Source organism: Saccharothrix sp. CB00851, from assembly GCF_001905065.1.
In the GTDB taxonomy this organism is placed as follows: Bacteria; Actinomycetota; Actinomycetes; order Mycobacteriales; family Pseudonocardiaceae; genus Actinosynnema.
Genome location: NZ_LWLC01000038.1, coordinates 1 through 17133, shown reverse-complemented (window position 1 = coordinate 17133; position 17133 = coordinate 1). Strand labels below are relative to the sequence as shown.

The 17133-nt window shown below is 71.1% G+C and carries 20 protein-coding genes; 9 read left to right on the top strand and 11 right to left on the bottom strand.

The window, feature by feature from the left end; translation table 11 throughout:
* The first annotated feature begins 119 nt into the window (after nt 1-119).
* The 3 genes from A6A25_RS32220 (at nt 120) to A6A25_RS32210 (ending at nt 1643) form a co-directional block, all read left to right on the top strand.
* Entirely contained in the window at nt 120-692 is a 573-nt protein-coding gene (locus A6A25_RS32220; RefSeq protein ID WP_241829024.1) for a helix-turn-helix transcriptional regulator, read from the top strand.
* Nucleotides 689-1276, top strand: a complete 588-nt coding sequence (locus A6A25_RS32215) for a helix-turn-helix transcriptional regulator (protein ID WP_241829023.1) — start codon at nt 689-691, stop codon at nt 1274-1276. The genes A6A25_RS32220 and A6A25_RS32215 overlap by 4 nt, the downstream gene beginning before the upstream one ends.
* Nucleotides 1277-1418: 142 nt before the next feature.
* A complete protein-coding gene (locus tag A6A25_RS32210; RefSeq protein ID WP_073896694.1) occupies nt 1419-1643 on the top strand; it encodes a hypothetical protein in 225 nt (74 codons plus the stop codon).
* 102 nt (nt 1644-1745) lie between these two features.
* Here A6A25_RS32210 and A6A25_RS32205 read toward each other — a convergent pair whose 3' ends face one another.
* Nucleotides 1746-4625: an AfsR/SARP family transcriptional regulator gene (locus A6A25_RS32205; protein ID WP_073896693.1), complete on the bottom strand. Its 2880-nt coding sequence runs from the start codon at nt 4623-4625 to the stop codon at nt 1746-1748.
* A 247-nt stretch (nt 4626-4872) separates the two neighbouring features.
* Between A6A25_RS32205 and A6A25_RS32200 the strand changes: the two genes are divergently transcribed.
* On the top strand, nt 4873-5259 hold the full coding sequence (locus A6A25_RS32200) for a nuclear transport factor 2 family protein (RefSeq protein WP_073896692.1): 387 nt from the start codon (nt 4873-4875) through the stop codon (nt 5257-5259).
* On the opposite strand, the gene A6A25_RS46945 is transcribed toward A6A25_RS32200, so the two are convergent.
* Nucleotides 5238-5858, bottom strand: coding sequence for a MarR family winged helix-turn-helix transcriptional regulator (locus A6A25_RS46945; protein WP_380734389.1), 621 nt, complete (start codon nt 5856-5858; stop codon nt 5238-5240). The genes A6A25_RS32200 and A6A25_RS46945 overlap by 22 nt on opposite strands.
* On the opposite strand from A6A25_RS46945, the gene A6A25_RS32190 reads away from it, so the two are divergent.
* Complete coding sequence (locus A6A25_RS32190) at nt 5849-6772, top strand: NAD-dependent epimerase/dehydratase family protein (protein ID WP_198932934.1); 924 nt, start codon at nt 5849-5851, stop codon at nt 6770-6772. The two genes, A6A25_RS46945 and A6A25_RS32190, sit on opposite strands and share 10 nt — an antisense overlap.
* Nucleotides 6773-6827: 55 nt before the next feature.
* On the top strand, nt 6828-7961 hold the full coding sequence (locus A6A25_RS32185) for an acyl-CoA dehydrogenase family protein (protein WP_073896689.1): 1134 nt from the start codon (nt 6828-6830) through the stop codon (nt 7959-7961).
* A gap of 48 nt (nt 7962-8009) precedes the next feature.
* On the opposite strand, the gene A6A25_RS32180 is transcribed toward A6A25_RS32185, so the two are convergent.
* The 9 genes from A6A25_RS32180 to A6A25_RS32140 form a co-directional block, all read right to left on the bottom strand.
* On the bottom strand, nt 8010-8345 hold the full coding sequence (locus A6A25_RS32180; protein WP_073896688.1) for a hypothetical protein: 336 nt from the start codon (nt 8343-8345) through the stop codon (nt 8010-8012).
* A gap of 268 nt (nt 8346-8613) precedes the next feature.
* Nucleotides 8614-9306: a LuxR C-terminal-related transcriptional regulator gene (locus tag A6A25_RS32175; RefSeq protein WP_073896687.1), complete on the bottom strand. Its 693-nt coding sequence runs from the start codon at nt 9304-9306 to the stop codon at nt 8614-8616.
* The gene (locus A6A25_RS32170) at nt 9303-10283 is read right to left on the bottom strand and encodes a sensor histidine kinase (RefSeq protein ID WP_198932933.1); all 981 of its coding nucleotides are present in this window, start codon (nt 10281-10283) and stop codon (nt 9303-9305) included. Before A6A25_RS32170 ends, A6A25_RS32175 begins: the two co-directional genes overlap by 4 nt.
* A 140-nt stretch (nt 10284-10423) precedes the next feature.
* Complete coding sequence (locus A6A25_RS32165; RefSeq protein WP_143193547.1) at nt 10424-10789, bottom strand: hypothetical protein; 366 nt, start codon at nt 10787-10789, stop codon at nt 10424-10426.
* Nucleotides 10684-11280 (bottom strand): esterase/lipase family protein, encoded by a 597-nt coding sequence (locus A6A25_RS46940; RefSeq protein ID WP_380734404.1) that lies wholly within the window; start codon nt 11278-11280, stop codon nt 10684-10686. Before A6A25_RS46940 ends, A6A25_RS32165 begins: the two co-directional genes overlap by 106 nt.
* Before the next feature lie 188 nt (nt 11281-11468).
* Complete coding sequence (locus A6A25_RS32155; protein ID WP_073896683.1) at nt 11469-12356, bottom strand: TIGR01777 family oxidoreductase; 888 nt, start codon at nt 12354-12356, stop codon at nt 11469-11471.
* Nucleotides 12353-12805: a hypothetical protein gene (locus A6A25_RS32150; RefSeq protein ID WP_073896681.1), complete on the bottom strand. Its 453-nt coding sequence runs from the start codon at nt 12803-12805 to the stop codon at nt 12353-12355. The genes A6A25_RS32155 and A6A25_RS32150 overlap by 4 nt, the downstream gene beginning before the upstream one ends.
* Before the next feature lie 85 nt (nt 12806-12890).
* Nucleotides 12891-13187: a hypothetical protein gene (locus A6A25_RS32145; protein ID WP_073896679.1), complete on the bottom strand. Its 297-nt coding sequence runs from the start codon at nt 13185-13187 to the stop codon at nt 12891-12893.
* A 96-nt stretch (nt 13188-13283) separates the two neighbouring features.
* Nucleotides 13284-13946: a molybdopterin-dependent oxidoreductase gene (locus A6A25_RS32140; protein ID WP_073896677.1), complete on the bottom strand. Its 663-nt coding sequence runs from the start codon at nt 13944-13946 to the stop codon at nt 13284-13286.
* A 99-nt stretch (nt 13947-14045) separates the two neighbouring features.
* Between A6A25_RS32140 and A6A25_RS32135 the strand changes: the two genes are divergently transcribed.
* From A6A25_RS32135 to A6A25_RS32125, 3 genes are all read left to right on the top strand, one after another.
* Nucleotides 14046-14642: a TetR/AcrR family transcriptional regulator gene (locus A6A25_RS32135; RefSeq protein ID WP_073896675.1), complete on the top strand. Its 597-nt coding sequence runs from the start codon at nt 14046-14048 to the stop codon at nt 14640-14642.
* Between the two features lie 491 nt (nt 14643-15133).
* The gene (locus A6A25_RS32130; protein WP_158073853.1) at nt 15134-15598 is read left to right on the top strand and encodes a DUF2690 domain-containing protein; all 465 of its coding nucleotides are present in this window, start codon (nt 15134-15136) and stop codon (nt 15596-15598) included.
* A 108-nt stretch (nt 15599-15706) separates the two neighbouring features.
* Nucleotides 15707-17098 (top strand): hypothetical protein, encoded by a 1392-nt coding sequence (locus A6A25_RS32125; RefSeq protein ID WP_143193546.1) that lies wholly within the window; start codon nt 15707-15709, stop codon nt 17096-17098.
* Nucleotides 17099-17133: the final 35 nt, after the last annotated feature.

Here is a 17133-nt window from a genome sequence, read left to right as displayed (position 1 = left end):
CGCGGTGCCGATCCTTCGTTCGAACCCAGTCTCAACGCGATGCCATCCGTCGAAGTCGCTTGGGGGCGAACATGGAGCAGAGTTGTGCTGTCGTCAGCGCGCTGGTGGGAGTGGCCGTCGTGGCCCGGGACCCGATGCTGGAGGCAGGGGCGGCCAGTGCGTTGCGCGAGCACCCCGAACTGGTGGTGGTGCCCGCGGACGACGCGGAGGCCGCGCAGGTCACGGTCGTGATGGTGGACGAGGTCGATCGCGCGGTGCTCGACCTCGCCCGGACGCGGCACGGCGCCGTGGTGCTGGTGGTGGCCGACCTGACGCCCGCGCAGGCCCTGCACGCGGTGCTGGCCGGCGTGCGCGGCCTGCTGCGCCGCCGGGACGCGGGCGCGGAGCGACTGGCCCGCGCGGTGCTGGCCGCCTCGGTGGGTGACTGCACGGTCCCGCCCGACCTGCTCGACCAGCTGCACGGCACCGAGGCGGTGTCGTCCGGGTCGGTCCTGGCCGGCGCCGGGTTGAGCGAGCGGGAGCGCGCCGTGCTCAGCCTCGTCGCCGAGGGCCACGAGACCGGGGAGATAGCGAAGAAGCTGTGCTACTCGCCCCGGACCGTCACCACGGTGGTGCACGACATCACCTACCGGTTCCGGCTGCGCAACCGCGCGCACGCCGTGGCCTACGCGCTGCGGGCGGGTCTGCTGTGAGCGGCGTGCGGGTGCACGTCACCGCGGTGGGCCCGGTGGCGCGCGACGTGGCCGAACGCCTGCGCGGCGCGGGGATGGTCCTGGTCGACCAGCCCGGCCCGGACGTGGTCGTCGTGCTCGCGGCGAAGACGGTGGACGAGGCGCTGGACGCCTGCCCCGCCGCGTTCCGGCCCGGCCACGACCGGCTGCTGGTGCTGGCCGATTCCTTCGACCCCGCCGGGGTGCTGCGGGCCGTGCGGATGGGCGCCAGCGCGGTGCTCTGCCCGGTGGCCTCGCCGGTGTCGCGCCTGGTCGCGGGCGTGCACTCGGCCCTGCACGGCGACGGCGTCGTGCCCTACCAGGCCTTGGTGCGGCTGCTGGGCAGGTCCGGCGACGGTGCGATGGTCGAGGTCGAGGCGCTCACCGCCAAGCAGACCACCGTGCTCCGGCTCATGGCCGACGGTCTCGGCAATTCCGCGATAGCGCGGGCGCTGGCGTGCTCGGAGCACACCGTCAAGAACGTCATCTACGAGCTGACCGCCCGGCTGCGGGTGCGCAACCGGGCGCACGCGGTGGCGCACGCGGTGCGGCTGGGGCTGATCTGAGCTGGTCAGGGGCGTGTCCGAGCGCCTATCGCGGCCGGCATCACCCGTGATAGGCGGGGGATAAATGGCGTGATAAGGGCGGGATTGGCTCTCCTCATACATTTTTCTCAACACCGAAGAACACGCCGGAACGGAGAGAAAAATGAACTTCCCCGCCATCGCCAAGGGTGCTGTTGTTCTCGCCGCCGTCACCGTCGCCACCTTGTTCGGCGGCCAGAGCGCACTGGCCGAGGGCACCAACCCGTGGGACGCCGCCCCGGTCGCCACCGAGGGCACCAACCCGTGGGACACGGCCCCGGCCACCACCGACGGCACCAACCCGTGGGACGCCGCCCCGACCACCGACGGCACCAACCCGTGGGACTGAAGCCGATTCCCGGAACAGCACCGCAGGCCTCACCGGAACCACCGCTCCACCCGCACCGACGCCCCACCCGCCGCGTGACGAACCGCGGCCCTCTCCTCCGCGCTAAGCGGGGATCCCCGCCTCCATCAGCGCCAAATCCCGCCGCACCACCGCCGCGCCCTCGTGGTCCATGATGCGCTCCCGCACGGCGATCGACTGCCCGAAGTAGTCCCGCGCGGTGTCGTGCCGCCCGGCCGCGGCGTTGACCTCGCCCAGGTTGTGCAGCAGGTGGCTCTCGCCGATCACGTCCCGGTTGGCGCGCACCATCTCCAGCACCTCCGACAGGGTCCGCTCCGCGCGCGCGTGCTCGCCCCGGTGCAACTGCACCTGGCCGATGCGGCGCATCGTGGTGGCGATCCCACCCGCGTAACCGACCGAGCGGCAGATGTCCATCGCCTCGGCCAACTGCTCCAGCGCCTCGTCGCCGTGCCCGGTGCGCATGAGGATGTGCGCGCGCTGCGTGAGCACGATCGCCCGCCCCACCACATCGTCCACCTGACCGAAACCGCGCAGCGCGCTCTCGTACAGCGCCAGCGCGCCCGCGTCGTCACCCGCCTGCCGGGTCAGCAGCCCGAGGTCGCGGTGGCACAGCGCCTGCCCCAGCGGATCGCCGATCGCGGTGAACAGCTCCATCGCCTCGGTCAGCGCTGTCCGCGACTCCGCGGGACGCCCCCGGTTGATGTGCAGCGTGCCCAGCGACGCGAGCAACGCCGCGGTGCCGCGGGTGTTGCCGGCCGCCCTGGTGGCCCGCAGCGCCTCGTCGTGGGTGTGCCGCCAGTCGTCGAGGTGGCCCCGTGCCTCGAACACGGTCGTCGCGGTGACCGCGAGGTCCCAGCACAGCTCGTCCATGCCGATCCTGGACGCCTGCGCCACCGCCGCGCGCAGGTTCGGCAGCTCGCCCTCCAGCCACTCGATCGGGCGTTCCAGCAGTTGCGCCACGTGGTCGGCGGGCGGGTGCCAGCGCGGCGCGTCACCGTGCAGCGCGGTGAAGTCGCCGCCGTACACGCCCCGGTGAGCCTGCTCCGCCAGCGCCAGCCACCCGCCCAGCACGCGCTCCTGCACCCGGCGGTGCTCCTCGGTGTCCGCTGTGGACAGCTGCTCGCGGGCGAACAGGCGGATGATGTCCTGGAAGCGGTAGCGGAAGCCGCCCGAGCCGTCGACCGAGACCACGTCGAGCATCTGGACGTCCACCAGCGGCTCGATCAGGTCCGAGGCGTAGGGGCGGTCGTCGTCCAGCACCGCGCCCGCCACCCAGCCCGGCAGCGACGGCCCCTCGGCCAGGCTCAGCAGGCCGAACAGCCGCCGCGTCGCCCGGTCGAGCCCGTCGTGGGTCAGCGACAGGCTCGCCCTGATCGTCATCTCGCCGTGGGCCAGCTCGTCCAGCCGGTGCCGCTCGCTGGCCAGCCGGTGCACCATCGACGCCAGCGACCAGTGCGGCCGCGCCGCCAGCCGCGCCGCGACGATGCGCAACGCCAGGGGCAGCCCGCCGACGGTGCGCACCAGCGCCTCGGCCGCCTCCCGCTCGCCGGACACCCGGTGCTCCCCGATGACCCGGCCCAGCAGTTGCAGCGACTGGTCCAGGTCCAGGACGTCCAGTTCGAGCTGACGCGCCCCCGGCAGGCCGGTCAGCCGCGACCGGCTGGTCACCACCACCGCGCACGTGCCGCTGCCCGGCAGCAGCGGCAGCACCTGCCGCTCGCTGACGGCGTTGTCCAGCACGACCAGCACCCGCCGGTCCGCCAGCAGCGTCCGGTACATCTCCGTGCGCGCCGCGAGATCGGCCGGGATCAGGGAACCGGGGATGCCCAGCGCCTGCAGGAACCGGCCGAGCACGTCGGCCGACTGGCCCGCGTCGCCGTAGGTGCCGCGCAGGTCGCAGTACAGCTGGCCGTCCGGGAAGTGCTCCTCCGTGATCCGGTGCCCGATGTGCGCGGCCAGCGTCGACTTGCCGACGCCCGGCCTGCCGATGACCACCACGAGGCCGATCGCCCGCCGCTCCCGTCGGCCGGTGAGCACCTCCTCCGCGGTGCGGATCAGCGCCTCCCCGCCGATGAAGTCGGCCGTGTCCGCCGGCAGTTGCCGGGGCACCGCCCTGGACGGTGTGGCGTCGACGTGAGGGGCGGGCGGCTGATCCCGTTGCGGCGCGGGACTGCGCAGCAGCGAGGCGTCACCGGCGTGGATCGCCCGCTCCAGCCCCCTCAGCTCCTCGCCGGGCTCCAGGCCGAGCTCCTCCACCAGCAGGTCGCGGCCGGCGCGGTACACCTCCAGCGCCTCCGCCTTGCGCCCCGACCGGTACAGCGCCAGCATCAGCAGCGCGCGCGGCCGCTCCCGCAACGGGTGCTCGTGCACCAGCCTGCCGATCTCGCCGACCAGTTCGTGGTGCCGGCCGAGTTCCAGGTCGATGCCGAGGTAGGTCTCCACGGCGTTGAGCCGGTCCTCCTCCAACCGCAGTGCCCTGGTGCGCAGGGAACGGCCCGACAGCCCGCTCAGGCACGGCCCGCGCCACAGACCCACCGCGGTCCGCAGCACCTCGGAGGCTTCCGCCAGGGCACCGCGCTTGGCGGCGGCACGTGCCTCGGCGACCGCGCGGGTGAACTCGTGGACGTCCAGCGACGTTTCGGGGACGCGCAACTGGTAGCCGGGCGGGCGGGTCACGATCGACACCTCCACACCGGCGTCGGAGAGCGTCTTGCGCAGCCGTGACACGCAGATCTGCACCTGGGTGCGGGCGGTGTCGGGCGGGTTGACCTCCCACAGGGTGTCCACCAGGTGATCGGTGCTGACCACCTTGTTCGCCTCCACCAGCAGGGAGGCCAGGATGATCTGCTGCCGACCCGGCGGGATGCGCACCGGACCGCCCGCGCCCGCGACCTCGATCGGCCCGAGGACCCTGAACACCAGGTGGTCGCCGATGGGCGCCACCGGGATCCCGACCTCGTCCATGCGACCTCCGCTCACCCACCCGGCGTGGGGCCCTGCGCCGGCCGACATGCAGAAGATACCTGCGCACCTGAGTTCTGTATGTCCGCTCGATGTCGCAAGAACGGGATCGCGCACCCTATTGGGAATGGCTATGGAAGGGGATGCCCGCGCGATAGCGGCGTGATAAGGGGCGGTTGCCGAAGGAGCGGAGAGTCGGTTCCGCGGGCCCGCCCCGCACGTCGCGGGAGGTGGGTGAAAGGAGGGGGACATGGTCCTCGGGGAACGGCGGCTGCCACCGCCCAGCGACACCGTCACGGCGGTCGGTGTCGATCACGTCCGGCTTTCCTACCTCTACGCCGACGAGGGTGATCTCGAAGGACTGGAGTCGTTGGTGCACTGCGAAACGCAGGACGGCTCGCCCCACCCGGCCCAGCCGACCCGCCGCTCAGAGGTGCTGGACGTGCTCGCCCCGGCCGAGGGCCCCAAGGGCACGCACCACGTGCTGCGGGTGATCGCCGACGGCGACTGCATCGCCGCGGTGGGCCGATTCACCTCTGATCCGGCGACCGACGTGGAATTCGCGGACATCTTCACCATCGCCGACGACGGCCTGCTGACGGGGTGCAGGCGTTTCTACTCCGTGACGACCTGGTGACGGTTCGCGGAACGCGTTCGGACCCTGGCACCGCGTTCGGGGCAACTCCGACGGACGAGCCTTCGGTTTCCCGTTGACGTGTGTCGCGAGAATAGGCGAACCGGATGGGCTTGACGCCGTGGCACTCGATCACCCGGCTCGCCGCGGTCCTGTTCCGCCGCCCGACAGGGGAGTTGCGCGGACCGGATTCGGGGGTTGGTCTCGGACCACTCACCGAGGCGAGGTCGGTCGCCGTGGTGTGAGTGTGCCGCTCGTCGGTCGCCGGCGGCCGACGTCTCGCCTGCGCTCAGAGCCCGGAGGATGTCGACCAGCGTCGACATCTGCTGGGAGGTGAGGGGCTTGAACAGCTCTTCCGCCACTCGTGCGTAGCCGGCCGTCCAGTCCTGGGCCAGTGCGGCTCCCTGCGCGGTGACTCGAAGGAGCACGGACCGGCGGTCGCCCGCGCTCGTCCGACGTGCGAGCAGTCCGTCCCGGACGAGCGCGTCGACCAGGGTGGAGGCGGTTCCCTGGGCGATGCCGACCGCGAGTGCGAGCTCGGTGAGCCGAATGGGCTGCGAACGGGCCACTTCCGCCACCAGGCGGGACCTCGGTGTCGACACCCCGTGCTCGCCGAGGCGCTCGCCCGCTCGGAGTCGAGCATGCGGCGCGTGCGTGCGGCTGGAGCCGATCCCGTGTCAGGCGATCTCGCCGTCCTCGGCCGGGCCGGGGCCCCGACGCCGGCCTGGTTCGCCGAACTGGGAGAGGTCGACGCGGTCGTGCACATCGCGGCGCACATGGAGTTCTGGGGACCCGACTCGTTCTTCGAACAGGCCAATCACGTGCCGACGGTCGCCCTGCACGCCGCGAGCGTTGCGGCCGGGGTCCGGCGTTTCGTGCTCGTCAGTGCCGCATCCGTCTCCACGGCAGCCAACGTCGACCTGTCGTCGACGAGTCGACACCGGAAGGCAGGCCCAACACCGCCTACAGCCGGGTCAAGCTGGCCACCGAGCGCGCACTCCTCGAGGCCGACGGCGGGAACACCGAACTGGTGGTGCTCCGCCCGCCGTTCATCTGGGGTCGCGGGATGACGACGATCGACGAAATGGCCGAGGTCGCTGAGGCCGGGCGGTTCGCCTGGATCGACCACGGCAGGCACATCGTCGACTTCGTGCACGTCGAGAACCTGGTCGGCGCCGTGCTCCTCGCGCTGACCAGGGGTCGTCACCAAGGCGTCTACTACGTGACGGACGGCACGCCGATGCCGATTCGGGACTTCCTGACCCCCTTGCTGGCGACCCGCGGCGTGGACTTGTCCAAGAGCCGCAGCGTTCCGCTGGCGGTGGCGGCCCCCATCGCCTCCATGATGGACCGCGCGGCGTGCCTGCTCCATCGGAAGTCGGCGCCCCCGTTGACGAACTGGCTCGTGAGCTTCACCGGCCGTGACCGTTCCTACGACATCACCGCCGCGAGGGAGGAGCTGGGCTACTCGCCCGACGTGACACTGGAAAAGGGACTGGCGGAGATGAGCTCCTGAGCTGGTATACCGGGACGGTGCGTGGCAGCAGCTCGTCGGAGAGGATTCGGTTCCCATGACCTTGCCCATGCCCGACGATCATCCACTGGGGCCACCCCCGGACGAGCAGTCGTGGGTCGATGTCGCCCGAGAGCTGTCCGCCGGGTTCGCCGCCACCACCGACGAGCACGACCGGACCGCGACACTGCCCGTCGAAAACCTGCGAGCGCTGCACGCCGGTGGCCTGGACCGGGCCACCCTGCCCCGCGAACTGGGTGGCCAGGCGCTGAGCTACCGCACGGTCGGCGCGGTCCTGCGGATCATCAGCGCCGCGGACCCGTCCACCGCCTGCCTGTGGCTCATGCACATCGGCGCCGCCGAGGGACTGGTGCGCCACTCCACCCCTGACGTGGCCCGCTACTACGCCGACGAACTCATCGCCGGCCGCCGCTTCGCCAACGCGCTGTCCGAACCCTCGGGCGGCAACCAGTTCCTCTCGCCCCAGCAGGTCGCCGAACCCGTCGAAGGCGGTTACCGGCTCACCGGCGCGAAACGGTTCGTGTCCGGCTGCGAGATCGCCGACCACTTCCTGATCAACGCGCTCGTGGACGGCCAACCGACGCTGTTCGGGCTCGAACCCGACGACACCGTGACCTTCGAACCGCAGGACACCCTGGGCCTGCGCGCCACCCGCAGCCACCTGGTCGGCCTCAACGGCACCGTGCTCCGCGCCGACCGACGCTGCCCACCGTCGCCAGAACCCACGCCCAACCACATCGCGGCGGGCTTGGCGTGGCTCTCGCTCGGAATCGCCGACACGGCCCTGGACACGCTCGTCCGCTACGCCCGCTCGCGGACCCTGCCCACCACCGGCCAACCCCTGGCCTCCGAGCAGTACCTGCAGTTCGACGTCGCCGAAGCGATCCTCCAGCTGGAGGCCGCCGCCCTGGTCGCGCAGAACACCGCGTGGCTGGCCGACAGGAACTCCCCGCTGTTCCTCCCCGCGGCGGTGCGGGCCAAGCCCACGGCCAACCGCGTCGCCCGCGACATCGCGCAACTGTGCCTGCGAGTCGGCGGCGGGTCGGGTTTCGTCGCCACATCACCGATCCAGCGCATCTTCCGCGACGCCCAGACCGGGTGGCTGATGGCGCACTCGGTGGAGTTCTGCCTCAACCACATCGGAGCCGACGCCATGCTGACGCGCCGCTAGCCCACGCTGTCCGCCCGCACGAACGGTGCGGGCGGACACGCGCACCACTCAGTCGGGGCAGCCGAAGGAATAACTGATGTCGGGCTTCCAGGTCTCCGAATCGTTGACCGGGCCCCGCCAGTAGAACGTCGCCCGCACCGCGAACGACGTGCGCCCGTACGAGCACGGGTCGATGGCGCTGGTGCGGGCCAGGTCCTGGACGTCGAACCCACCGTCACGGTCGGGGTTGGAGCGCACGACGCCCGAGCCATCGGCAAACTCGTCGATCAGTTGCACGTCGACGACCCAGACGTCGTAGTTACCGCCGCCCTCGGCGTCGACGATCTTCGCGCGGGCGTAGTAGCGGCCGTCGGTGTCCTCCCAGATGGCCGCGCACCTCAGCACTGCGGCACCGTGACACTCCCACCGGTCGCCTTCCGCACCTGCCGACGCCGGTACCAAGGCCATCACAGCACCTGACAACGCGCCGACAACGCCCAACCGGCGCGCACGCGTGAGCCTCATGAAAGATCTCCTCCTGTTGGTCGGACCGGAGTCGGTCGACGCAGCGGACGAACCCATGGCGCGACGTTCACCACGCCGCGGTATTTCTCCAGGTCGACGCCACCTTAATGCGGGTCTCCCCGGCGCTGACCCAACGAATCCGCGGACTTCACCGGTCGGTGCGGACGCGCCACCAGTCCTCGGAGTCCTCGCCGGGCCAGAACTCCAGGAGGTCTCCGGGAGCCAGGCCCAGCGCGTGCTCGATCTCGGCGGGGGTGAGGTCGGCCAGGGAGTCCTGCAGCGAACGGGTCAGGTCCAGCCAGTAGCCGCGCAACGTGGACTCGCTGACGTAGAGCTGCTTGGCGACCTGGGCGTAGCTGAGACCGCGGGCTCGGCCGTGGAGGATCTGGCGTTGGCGTTCGCTGAGCAGCGTGATGCAGTTCCGCCGGACCAGGACCTCCAGGATGCCGACGACGGGCTGCGGGACGACGGTTCCGCCCGCGGCGACGTCCAGGAAGTGCTGCTCGGCTCGTGCCGTCGGCAGCGCCTTCGAGACGACCCCGCTCGCGCCCGCGGCCATGCACGCCGCGAGGACGAAACGGCGTTCCTCCTGGCTGTAGACGCACACGCGGTACCCGCGGCGGGTGAGCGCCCGAACCGCGGCGATGCCCTGGCGCACGTCCGGTTGCACGTCGATGTTGGCCAGGTGCAGGTCGAGCGCGACGAGGTCGACGACCGGGCGGCGGCGCAGCAGGTCCTCCACCGTCGCGACCGCGGCCACGACGTCGAGCTTGGGCATCAGCAGGCCGACCGAGTCGCGGATCAGCGACGCGTCGTCGACGACGGCGACCGTGGGTTTCACCGGGCCTCCCGCGCGGCGCGGGCCGGCGCCGGGACCGACGAGATCGTCACGGTCGTGCCGTCGCCGACCGCGGACTCGATCTCCACGTCGCACCCCTGCCTGCGCAGTTCACCGACGACGACCTCGCGCAGCCCGACACCGACGGCCCGCGTCGCCGGGTCGAACCCGACGCCGTCGTCGGACACCGTCAGCGTCCAGCCGTCCGGACCCTGGTCGAGGTGCACGACCACCTGCTCGGCGCGGGCGTGCGCCCGGACGTTGAGCAGCAGGCTCTCCAGCGCCCGCTCCACCGCCTCGGCCTGCGCCGCGGGCAGCCGCACGCCCACGCCGAGGTCGAGCAGCGCGTCGACGGGGAGATCGGTGAACCGGTCGCACACCTGCCTGACCAGGGCGGTGAGCACCGCCTCGGGTGCGTCCGCCGTGTCGGGCTCTCGGCCGCGCAGGTAAGAGCGCATGCGCCGCAGCTCCACTTCCGCCAGGTCGATCAGCCGCGCGCGTTCCTCGTCGGTTCCCGGTTCGGTGAGCAGGCGCATCACGGCGACGCCGTTGTGCATCATCAGCTGGGCCCGTCGCTCCTCCTCCCGCCGTGCCAGTTCGGCGGCGCGGGCGCGGGAGGCGTCGGCGTCCCGGGCGACCCGGCGGGTGTAGTTGACGAACAGGCGCGGGATCGCCGTGTAGACGATGAAGGTGATCACGTTGCCGACCGCGGTAGAGGCGTGGCCGTCGAAATCCTCGCCGAGGAACAGGAAGTAGCACCCGATGACGCCCAGCAGGCCCACCACGGCGAGGGCGAGGCTGCGCACCCCGGAGGCGGTCATGACCACCGACAGGGCGTACGCGCTTTGGAACGCGACCCACGTTCCGAGTCGTTCGCCCTCGGCCAACACCAGCGGTGCGACGGCCAGCAGCAGGCAGGCCAGACCGAAGTCGGCGGCGGCGCCCAGCGGGCCCAGCGGACGCCTGCGCACCACGGTCACCACACTCACCACGACCGCCGCGACCGCCGCCGCCAGCCAACACGCGAGATAGGGACCAGTCGCGCCTCTGACCTTGACAGGGCACAATGGACCGGGCGCGGCCACCGGGTGGTGGCCGCGCCCGTCATCGGGCTACGTCGTCAGGCGGCCGAGTGACGGTGGATGCCCAGGTACGCGCGGGCGATGGGGGAGGACGGGTTGAGGATGCCCCAGGTGCTCCACGATCCGGGGTAGTGCCTGGCACGCAGGCAGTAGTTGCCCGCGGACTTGTGCGGGAAGTCGCCGTGTCCCAGTCCGAACTCGTCGCCCGTGCACCGGAGCGAGTTGTACTGGATCTTGTGCTGAGCGGCGACGCTGATGCCGGAGCTGTACGAGGTGATCAAGTCCTCGAACGACGACATCACCGTCCAGTTGGTGCCCATCGCCGACACGGGCAGTTCCGGGTGGCCGTCCCAGCCGGTGCCCAGGCTCTCCAGGTACTGGAGCATGGCGCTGCCAGGGACCATGTCCTGGCACTGACCGTAGTTGAGCACCCCGTCGCATGCGCCTCCGGCGAGGGTGCCCTTGTGCGGGGTGGCGAGGGTGACGACGTCCTCGACGTACAGATAGGGCGGGGCTGTGCCATTCCGTGCCGAAGCTGCACCTTCAGCAGTGCCATTCGGATGATCAGGCCGCCCATCGAGTGCGCGACGACGTCGACCTTCTGACCCTTGCTCGAGTAGTTGTCGTAGATGTACCAGGCCAGGTCTTCAGCAATGATGGTGATCGGTGTGTCGAGGCCGTATCCGTAGTGGACGTCGCAGTTCGTGTTGCCCACGTAGTAACCGAAGGTGACGAGTTCACCGGTCCAGCCATTGCTCCGGAGGTAGTTCTCCGCCGTCGCCCACGTGCTGGTGCAGTCGGTGTCTGCGGTGATGTCGAACCCGTGGATGAAGATGACGGGGTTGTTGCTGGTGTTGCCACGGGCGGGAGCGGCCGTGGCGGTGCCTGCGAGCACCGGCACCGCCGCCGCGGCGATCAGCACCGAGGCGATCAGGGTCAGGAGTCGTCGCACAGGGAGTCCTCTCGGGATGTTCTTGCCGTCCCGATTGTTTCGGTGGCCCCGCGTGCTTGTGACCCAACGGATCCGCGGACTTCGCCTCCGAGGGTCGGCCGTGGCTGGGCCATCGGCCGGCCGCGCGAGGGTCAGCTCCGGGCGAGTTCGTGGCGCAGTACCTGTGCCAGTTCCGGTTGGGTGAACCGGAACCCGGCCTCGGTCAGGCGGTCCGGGAGCACCCGGAGGCTGCCGAGCACCTCGGGGGCGACCTTGCCCATGGCCGGCCGCAGGGCCCAGAGCGGCACGCGCAGGACAGCGGGCTTGCCGAGCACGTCGGCCAGGGTGCGGGTGAACTCCGCGCTGCGGACCGGATTCGGGGTGGTGATGTTGTAAGGGCCGTGCGTGCCGGGTGTCTCGGCGATGAACCGGATGGCGCGCACGGTGTCGGTGAGCCCGGCGTAACTCCAGAACTCCCGGCCGGAACCCAGCCGTGCGCCGAGTCCGGCGCGGAAGAACGGCAGCAGCCGGGGGAGGACCCCGCCGTCACGGGAGAGGACGAGGCCCATGCTCAGGTGGCGCACCGGGATCGTGGCCGGTTCGGTGGCCTGCTCCCACTCCGCGGTGACGTCGGGCAGGAACCCGGAGCGGTCGGAGCGCGCTGTCTCGGTCAGCTCCAGGTCGCCGCGATCCACACCGTAGTAACGCATCCCCGACGCCGAGACCAGCATCCGGGGTTGCGGGTCCGCCTGCGCGGTCATGACCGCGATCGTGCGCGCACTGTCGATCCGGCTGCGCCGCAGCACGTCCTGGTACGCGGGCGTCCACCGGCGCTCGCCGAGCCCGGCTCCCGCGAGGTTGATCACGACGTCGGCACCGGCCAGCAGTGCCGGGTCCGGTGACGTCGGATTCCAGCGCCGTTCGTCCTCGCCGGCGGGTTCCCGGCACACCAATCGGATCACGGTGTGCCCGTCGGCCACATAGGACCGGCGTAGCGCGGTCCCGATCAGCCCGCCGGCACCGGCGATCACGATCCTCATCGCAGGCTTACCGCCAACGCGACCACAAAGGACGCACCGACCAGCACGGTCATGGTCACCGTCCGCACGGTCAACCCGCGCCGGAACCCGGGAAGTTCCTCCGGCAGTGCGAAAACCCGGGCAGGCCAGTGCCGCCACGAGACGTCGGCGAAGACCACCGCGGCGACGAGGTCGAGCACTACCGCGACGGTGTAGCCGGCCGACACCGCCCCGTCGCCCGTGATCGCGACGGTGCCGCCGGTCAGCACGATCCCGGCGATGAGCGCGACGACCGGCCACCGGTTGCCGTTGGCCAGCGCGAGCAGGAACTCCTCGCGCCGGCCGTCGTCCGGGAAGAACCTGGCGACCCTGGGCTGCACGACGACCAGGCTGTAGACCATCGACCCCAGCCACAGCGCCGTCAGCACCAGGTGCACCAGCTCGGCGAACACCACCTCGGTCACCCTCATCTCCGGCACGTGCGGCGGGATCGGTCGGTGAATGGAAGCTGACGTGACCGTGGCGGTCAACTCGACCTGGTCGACAGCTCCGCCGTCAGCCGGAGTAGCGCGCCAGCACCGTGAGCGGCTGCGGGGGAACCGGTGCGCCCGCCCACTGGGCGACCTTGGCCCGGAACGCCAGCGCCTCCGGGATGCCCAGGAGCGGGTTGACGTCGGCGTCGGCGAGTCGCAGGGTGAGCTGGAACTCGCCACTGTCACCGACCCGCGTCGCGGCGTACTCGACATCTGTCGGCGCCGCCTTCTCCACGGCGGCGAACAACTCCGCGATGGCCTCCTCGACCTCGGGGATCTGCTCGGTGCCGGTGCTGAACCGGACGATGTGCACGCTCATCGGTGTCTCCTGAAGGGGGTGTGCTCTGGTCTTGCGCCCCTCCTGACGTCGAGCGCGCGTGAAAGGTGACCACGTCCGCGGAACTCGAAGCGGACGTCACCGGTCGTGCTCGTACCGCTGACGGACCCGGGGCAGCAGCGCACGCCAGATCGGGCGCCAGAGCCGGCCGGGCAGGAACCTGCTGCGTTCCTCGCGGACGACCCGACCCCGGGGGTGCGCGGCCCACTTGGCGGAGCCGGGATCGTAGTCGCGGTGGTACTCGATGGCACAGACGTGCTTGACGTTCTTGTACCCGTAGTGCGCCGGCGCGACCAGGCGCACTGGAGCGCCGTGATCGACGCCGAGCGGGGCTTCGTCGAGCCGGTCGGCGAGCAGGACGTCGTCGGCGAGGGCGTCGTCGAGGCGCAGGCAGGCGCGGTAACCGTCCAGTCCGGTGAAGACCACCCAGCCGGCCCTGCCGGACACGCCGACCTCCGCGGTCAGCGCCGCGTGCACGTCGCGGAACGGCACGCCCTCCCAGTGCAGGTCTCGTGCGCTCCAGGTGGTCACGCAGTGCAGATCCGCGCGGAGGGCACGCCGTTCCCGCGGCCCGAGCAGGTCGTCGAGCCGCACCTGGGTCGGGCGTGCGACCGCGCCGGTCACGGTGACCACCGGGCAGTCCGGCGGCTCGGGTCGGACCCGCGCGAACTGGGGCAGCCCGAACCGGCGCAGCGCGGTCGCCGCCTGGCCGGGCGGCAGGTCACCCACATGCCGCGCCATCTTGCCTCCCAGTTATTAGTGCACTCGTTCTAGAATACTCACTCTAGTGCCGTCCCGTGTCGGAATGGTCGTTCCGGAGCGCGGACTTAGGATGTCGGCATGGCCAGACGCCGTGTGCACAGCGACGACGCCATCCTGGACGCCGCGCGTGATCTGCTCGTGCAGGGCGGACCGGAGGCGACGACCACGGCAGCGATCAGTGCGCGCAGCGGCGCACCCACCGGCTCCCTCTACCACCGGTACGGTTCCCGCACCCGGTTGTTCGCCGAGGTGTGGATCCGCGCCGTCACGCGCTTCCAGGCGGGGCTGCTCGCCGCGGCGGCCGCCGGGGCCGGTGTCGAACGCGTGCTCGCCGCGGCCGACTGGGTCGTGGAGTTCGCGGCTCGCCACCCCACCGACGCGCGACTGCTGCTCCAGACCAGCCGGGGACAGCTCCTCGCCGAAGCGGAACTCCCCGGCGAGACCAGGCGAACCCTCGCCGACCTCAACAAGCCCGTGGCCGCCCTGCTCGACGAGTTGGCGGTCGACGTCTTCGGCAGGGCGACCGCGCACCACGTGGAACGGCTGACCATCGCGATGGTCGACGTGCCGTACGCGATCGTCCGCCGTCACCTGCAGCACGGAACGCCCACCGCCCGGTACCGCGGCCTCATCGCCGACACCGTTCGCGCCCTGTTGGCGCCCGACGTGCGCTGACCCGCGGAGGCGACGGTCTGTCGCCTGCCGTCAACCTCGCTCGTTCACGTCCGAGGGCCGGGGGAGCCGTAACCGCCCAGCCCTCGGCTCACCGTCAGGAGCACCCACCGCAGGCGGGACAGGTGGCTCAGCATCGTGGCCCGCGCGCGGCGGCGGCGACTCACCCCAGACCCGGTCGACCGACGCGACCCGGCCCGATGTCCACCGCCGGAGCCGCTGTTCCCTCCCGAGGCATCGTGAAGGCCACTCCGACCAGCGGATTTCGGAAAGATGCAGCAATTTCACACGTTCGGCGGCGCACAGTCCCGTCAGCGTCCCGCACCGCGCGGGGCACGACGTGAGGAGGATCGTCGCCGGTCGCTCGTCGACGCAGACGGCAACCTCGCCCACATGGCCGCTTCACGTCTCGGACCGAATGCGTCCGCACCGTTCTTGGTCGCCGCAACACCCTGGAGGTCTGCATGATACGTAGGTTCATCATAACTGCCGGGATGGCGATCGCCGCGCTGGCCGCCGTGGTCGGGGCGAGCGCGCCTGTCTCTGCGCAAACGTCCGAAGCGCCATCTGCTTCCGCTTCCCCGACCTGTTACGGGGAGACGTGTGAGGGGCAGAGCCCGATCTCCGCGAATTGCACGAGCGGGTCGGTGTCGCTGGCCAGCATCGTCTTGCTCGGGGCGGGGGCCAGGCAGTTCCTCGTCGATCACCGCTATTCGGCGTCGTGCGGGACGACCTGGACCAGGGTGACCGACATCAACCAGCCGGATTGCTACTACTCATTGACCGCCTGGCACGAAGGCATCAACAACAGCACCGGCGCCAGGACGCGTACCGCGTCCGTGAGCAGCGGGGACGCGTGTTCCGCGTCCACCACGACGATGAGCAAGGCGGGCAAGTCGACCCGGGCGTGCGGGTACAGCAGTTGGGAAGGGCTGACTCACTGCACCGCGTGGAAGTAGCGCGTTCCTGATCCCTGGCGAGTGATCGCCCACGTCGCTCTTGCTCCGGCGCTCGGTCCGAGCGCCGGAGTTGGCGACTCCGTGCATCTCATTTTCCGAGGAGTGGCCGTGCGAAAATCGCTCGCCTTGTTGTTGTGCGTCCTCTATTCGTTGTGGCTGATACCGGGTAGTGCGATGGCCACCCCGCCCGAGGAGGATGTTCCGGCCCCGGACCCGAGACCCGCGGCGCCGGGCAGTGTCCGGTCCGCCGAACGCGCTGAGGTGCTGGGTGGAGGCTGGGAGCGGTCCACCGACCGGGCGGTGACCACGGCGGGCGACAGCACCGGGTTCCACGTGCTGGTGGCCGAGGCCCGTAACGGGTACCAGTGGCGGACGGCGGCGTCGTTGTCGGAGCTTGGGTTCGACACCGACGCGTGGATCGGCAACGCCTGTGTGACGGCGTCGGGTGATCGGGCGGTAGTGGCCTACGCACCGCGGACTTTCACCAACGAGGCGGTCCTGAACGACCGTGGCGCGTTCACCGCGATCGTCGACCTGACCGGTGGCCCGGTGCGCAAGCTGCCCGTGCAGACCAGTCTTGCCTACTTCAATCCGGGCTGTGGTCCCACCGAGACCGCGGTGCTCACCCAGGGCGGTGGCGAGGACCTCACCGCGACGCGGCTCCTGCGACTCGACACCGTCACCGGTGAGCTGGCTGAACCGATCGACGTGCCCGGTCAGTTGACCTCGGCGGTGCCGGCCGCGGATGGCATCGTGGCCGCCGATTCCGGTGCGGTGGTGCGTGTGCGCCCCGACGGCACGCGGACGGTGCTGGCACCGGCGAACGGCGTGCCGTACCGGCTGGCCGCGGACGCCGACGGCGGAGTCGTCTACGCGCAGGTGGAGGGCGAGTCCGCGGCGAGCGTGCGCCGGGTGGACCTGAAGGCGGGCAAGAAGGTCACCGAGCTGGCAGCCGGTGGTCGCACGGACGTGAGCGTGCGCTCGGGCCGCGGCGGGCGGGTCTTCGTGACGGGCGCCGGAACGGCCGGCACGGCGACTCCGTCGGTTTCGCTCGTCACCGTGCCCGACGACGTGGAGATGTCGCTGTCGGGCGAACTCGCGGTCACCTCCGTGGTGCGGACTCGGAACCCGGACCCCCGGGCGGCGCCCGCCGACCCCACCGCGCCGCAGCGGGTCGACATCACGGCCACCTCGCTGGCCACGAACAAGGCCTTCACCCTGTCGACAACCCCTGCGACCGGCACCGGGAACGGCTCCGCTGCGAGCCCGGCGCTGGGGCGGGCCTCGGTCACCGCCGGCAATCCGAACGACCCGGCCGACGGCGACCAGCGCTACTGCTCGGTGGCTCGCAACGACCCGCGCAACCAGGCCATGCAGCCGAAGCCACGTCAGGTCGAGTGGGCGGTCGACCAGGCCGTGCGCGGAGTGCTCACCGTCCAGCGGGAGAACAACTGGAAGAACCTCGGGATGCCCGCGTACACACCTCAGCTTGCCGTTTAAGCTGTTCGGCGGGGTTTGGTGCCCTTCTTGTGGTG

What these genes read in the sequence shown, in the direction of transcription:
- A6A25_RS32210 (WP_073896694.1), top strand. Translation starts at nt 1,419, where the DNA reads ATGAACTTCCCCGCCATCGCCAAGGGTGCTGTTGTTCTCGCCGCCGTC.
- A6A25_RS32205 (WP_073896693.1), bottom strand. Translation starts at nt 4,625, where the DNA reads ATGGACGAGGTCGGGATCCCGGTGGCGCCCATCGGCGACCACCTGGTG.
- A6A25_RS32200 (WP_073896692.1), top strand. Translation starts at nt 4,873, where the DNA reads ATGGTCCTCGGGGAACGGCGGCTGCCACCGCCCAGCGACACCGTCACG.
- A6A25_RS32185 (WP_073896689.1), top strand. Translation starts at nt 6,828, where the DNA reads ATGACCTTGCCCATGCCCGACGATCATCCACTGGGGCCACCCCCGGAC.
- A6A25_RS32165 (WP_143193547.1), bottom strand. Translation starts at nt 10,789, where the DNA reads ATGGTCCCTGGCAGCGCCATGCTCCAGTACCTGGAGAGCCTGGGCACC.
- A6A25_RS32155 (WP_073896683.1), bottom strand. Translation starts at nt 12,356, where the DNA reads ATGAGGATCGTGATCGCCGGTGCCGGCGGGCTGATCGGGACCGCGCTA.
- A6A25_RS32150 (WP_073896681.1), bottom strand. Translation starts at nt 12,805, where the DNA reads ATGAGGGTGACCGAGGTGGTGTTCGCCGAGCTGGTGCACCTGGTGCTG.
- A6A25_RS32145 (WP_073896679.1), bottom strand. Translation starts at nt 13,187, where the DNA reads ATGAGCGTGCACATCGTCCGGTTCAGCACCGGCACCGAGCAGATCCCC.
- A6A25_RS32140 (WP_073896677.1), bottom strand. Translation starts at nt 13,946, where the DNA reads ATGGCGCGGCATGTGGGTGACCTGCCGCCCGGCCAGGCGGCGACCGCG.
- A6A25_RS32135 (WP_073896675.1), top strand. Translation starts at nt 14,046, where the DNA reads ATGGCCAGACGCCGTGTGCACAGCGACGACGCCATCCTGGACGCCGCG.
- A6A25_RS32130 (WP_158073853.1), top strand. Translation starts at nt 15,134, where the DNA reads ATGGCGATCGCCGCGCTGGCCGCCGTGGTCGGGGCGAGCGCGCCTGTC.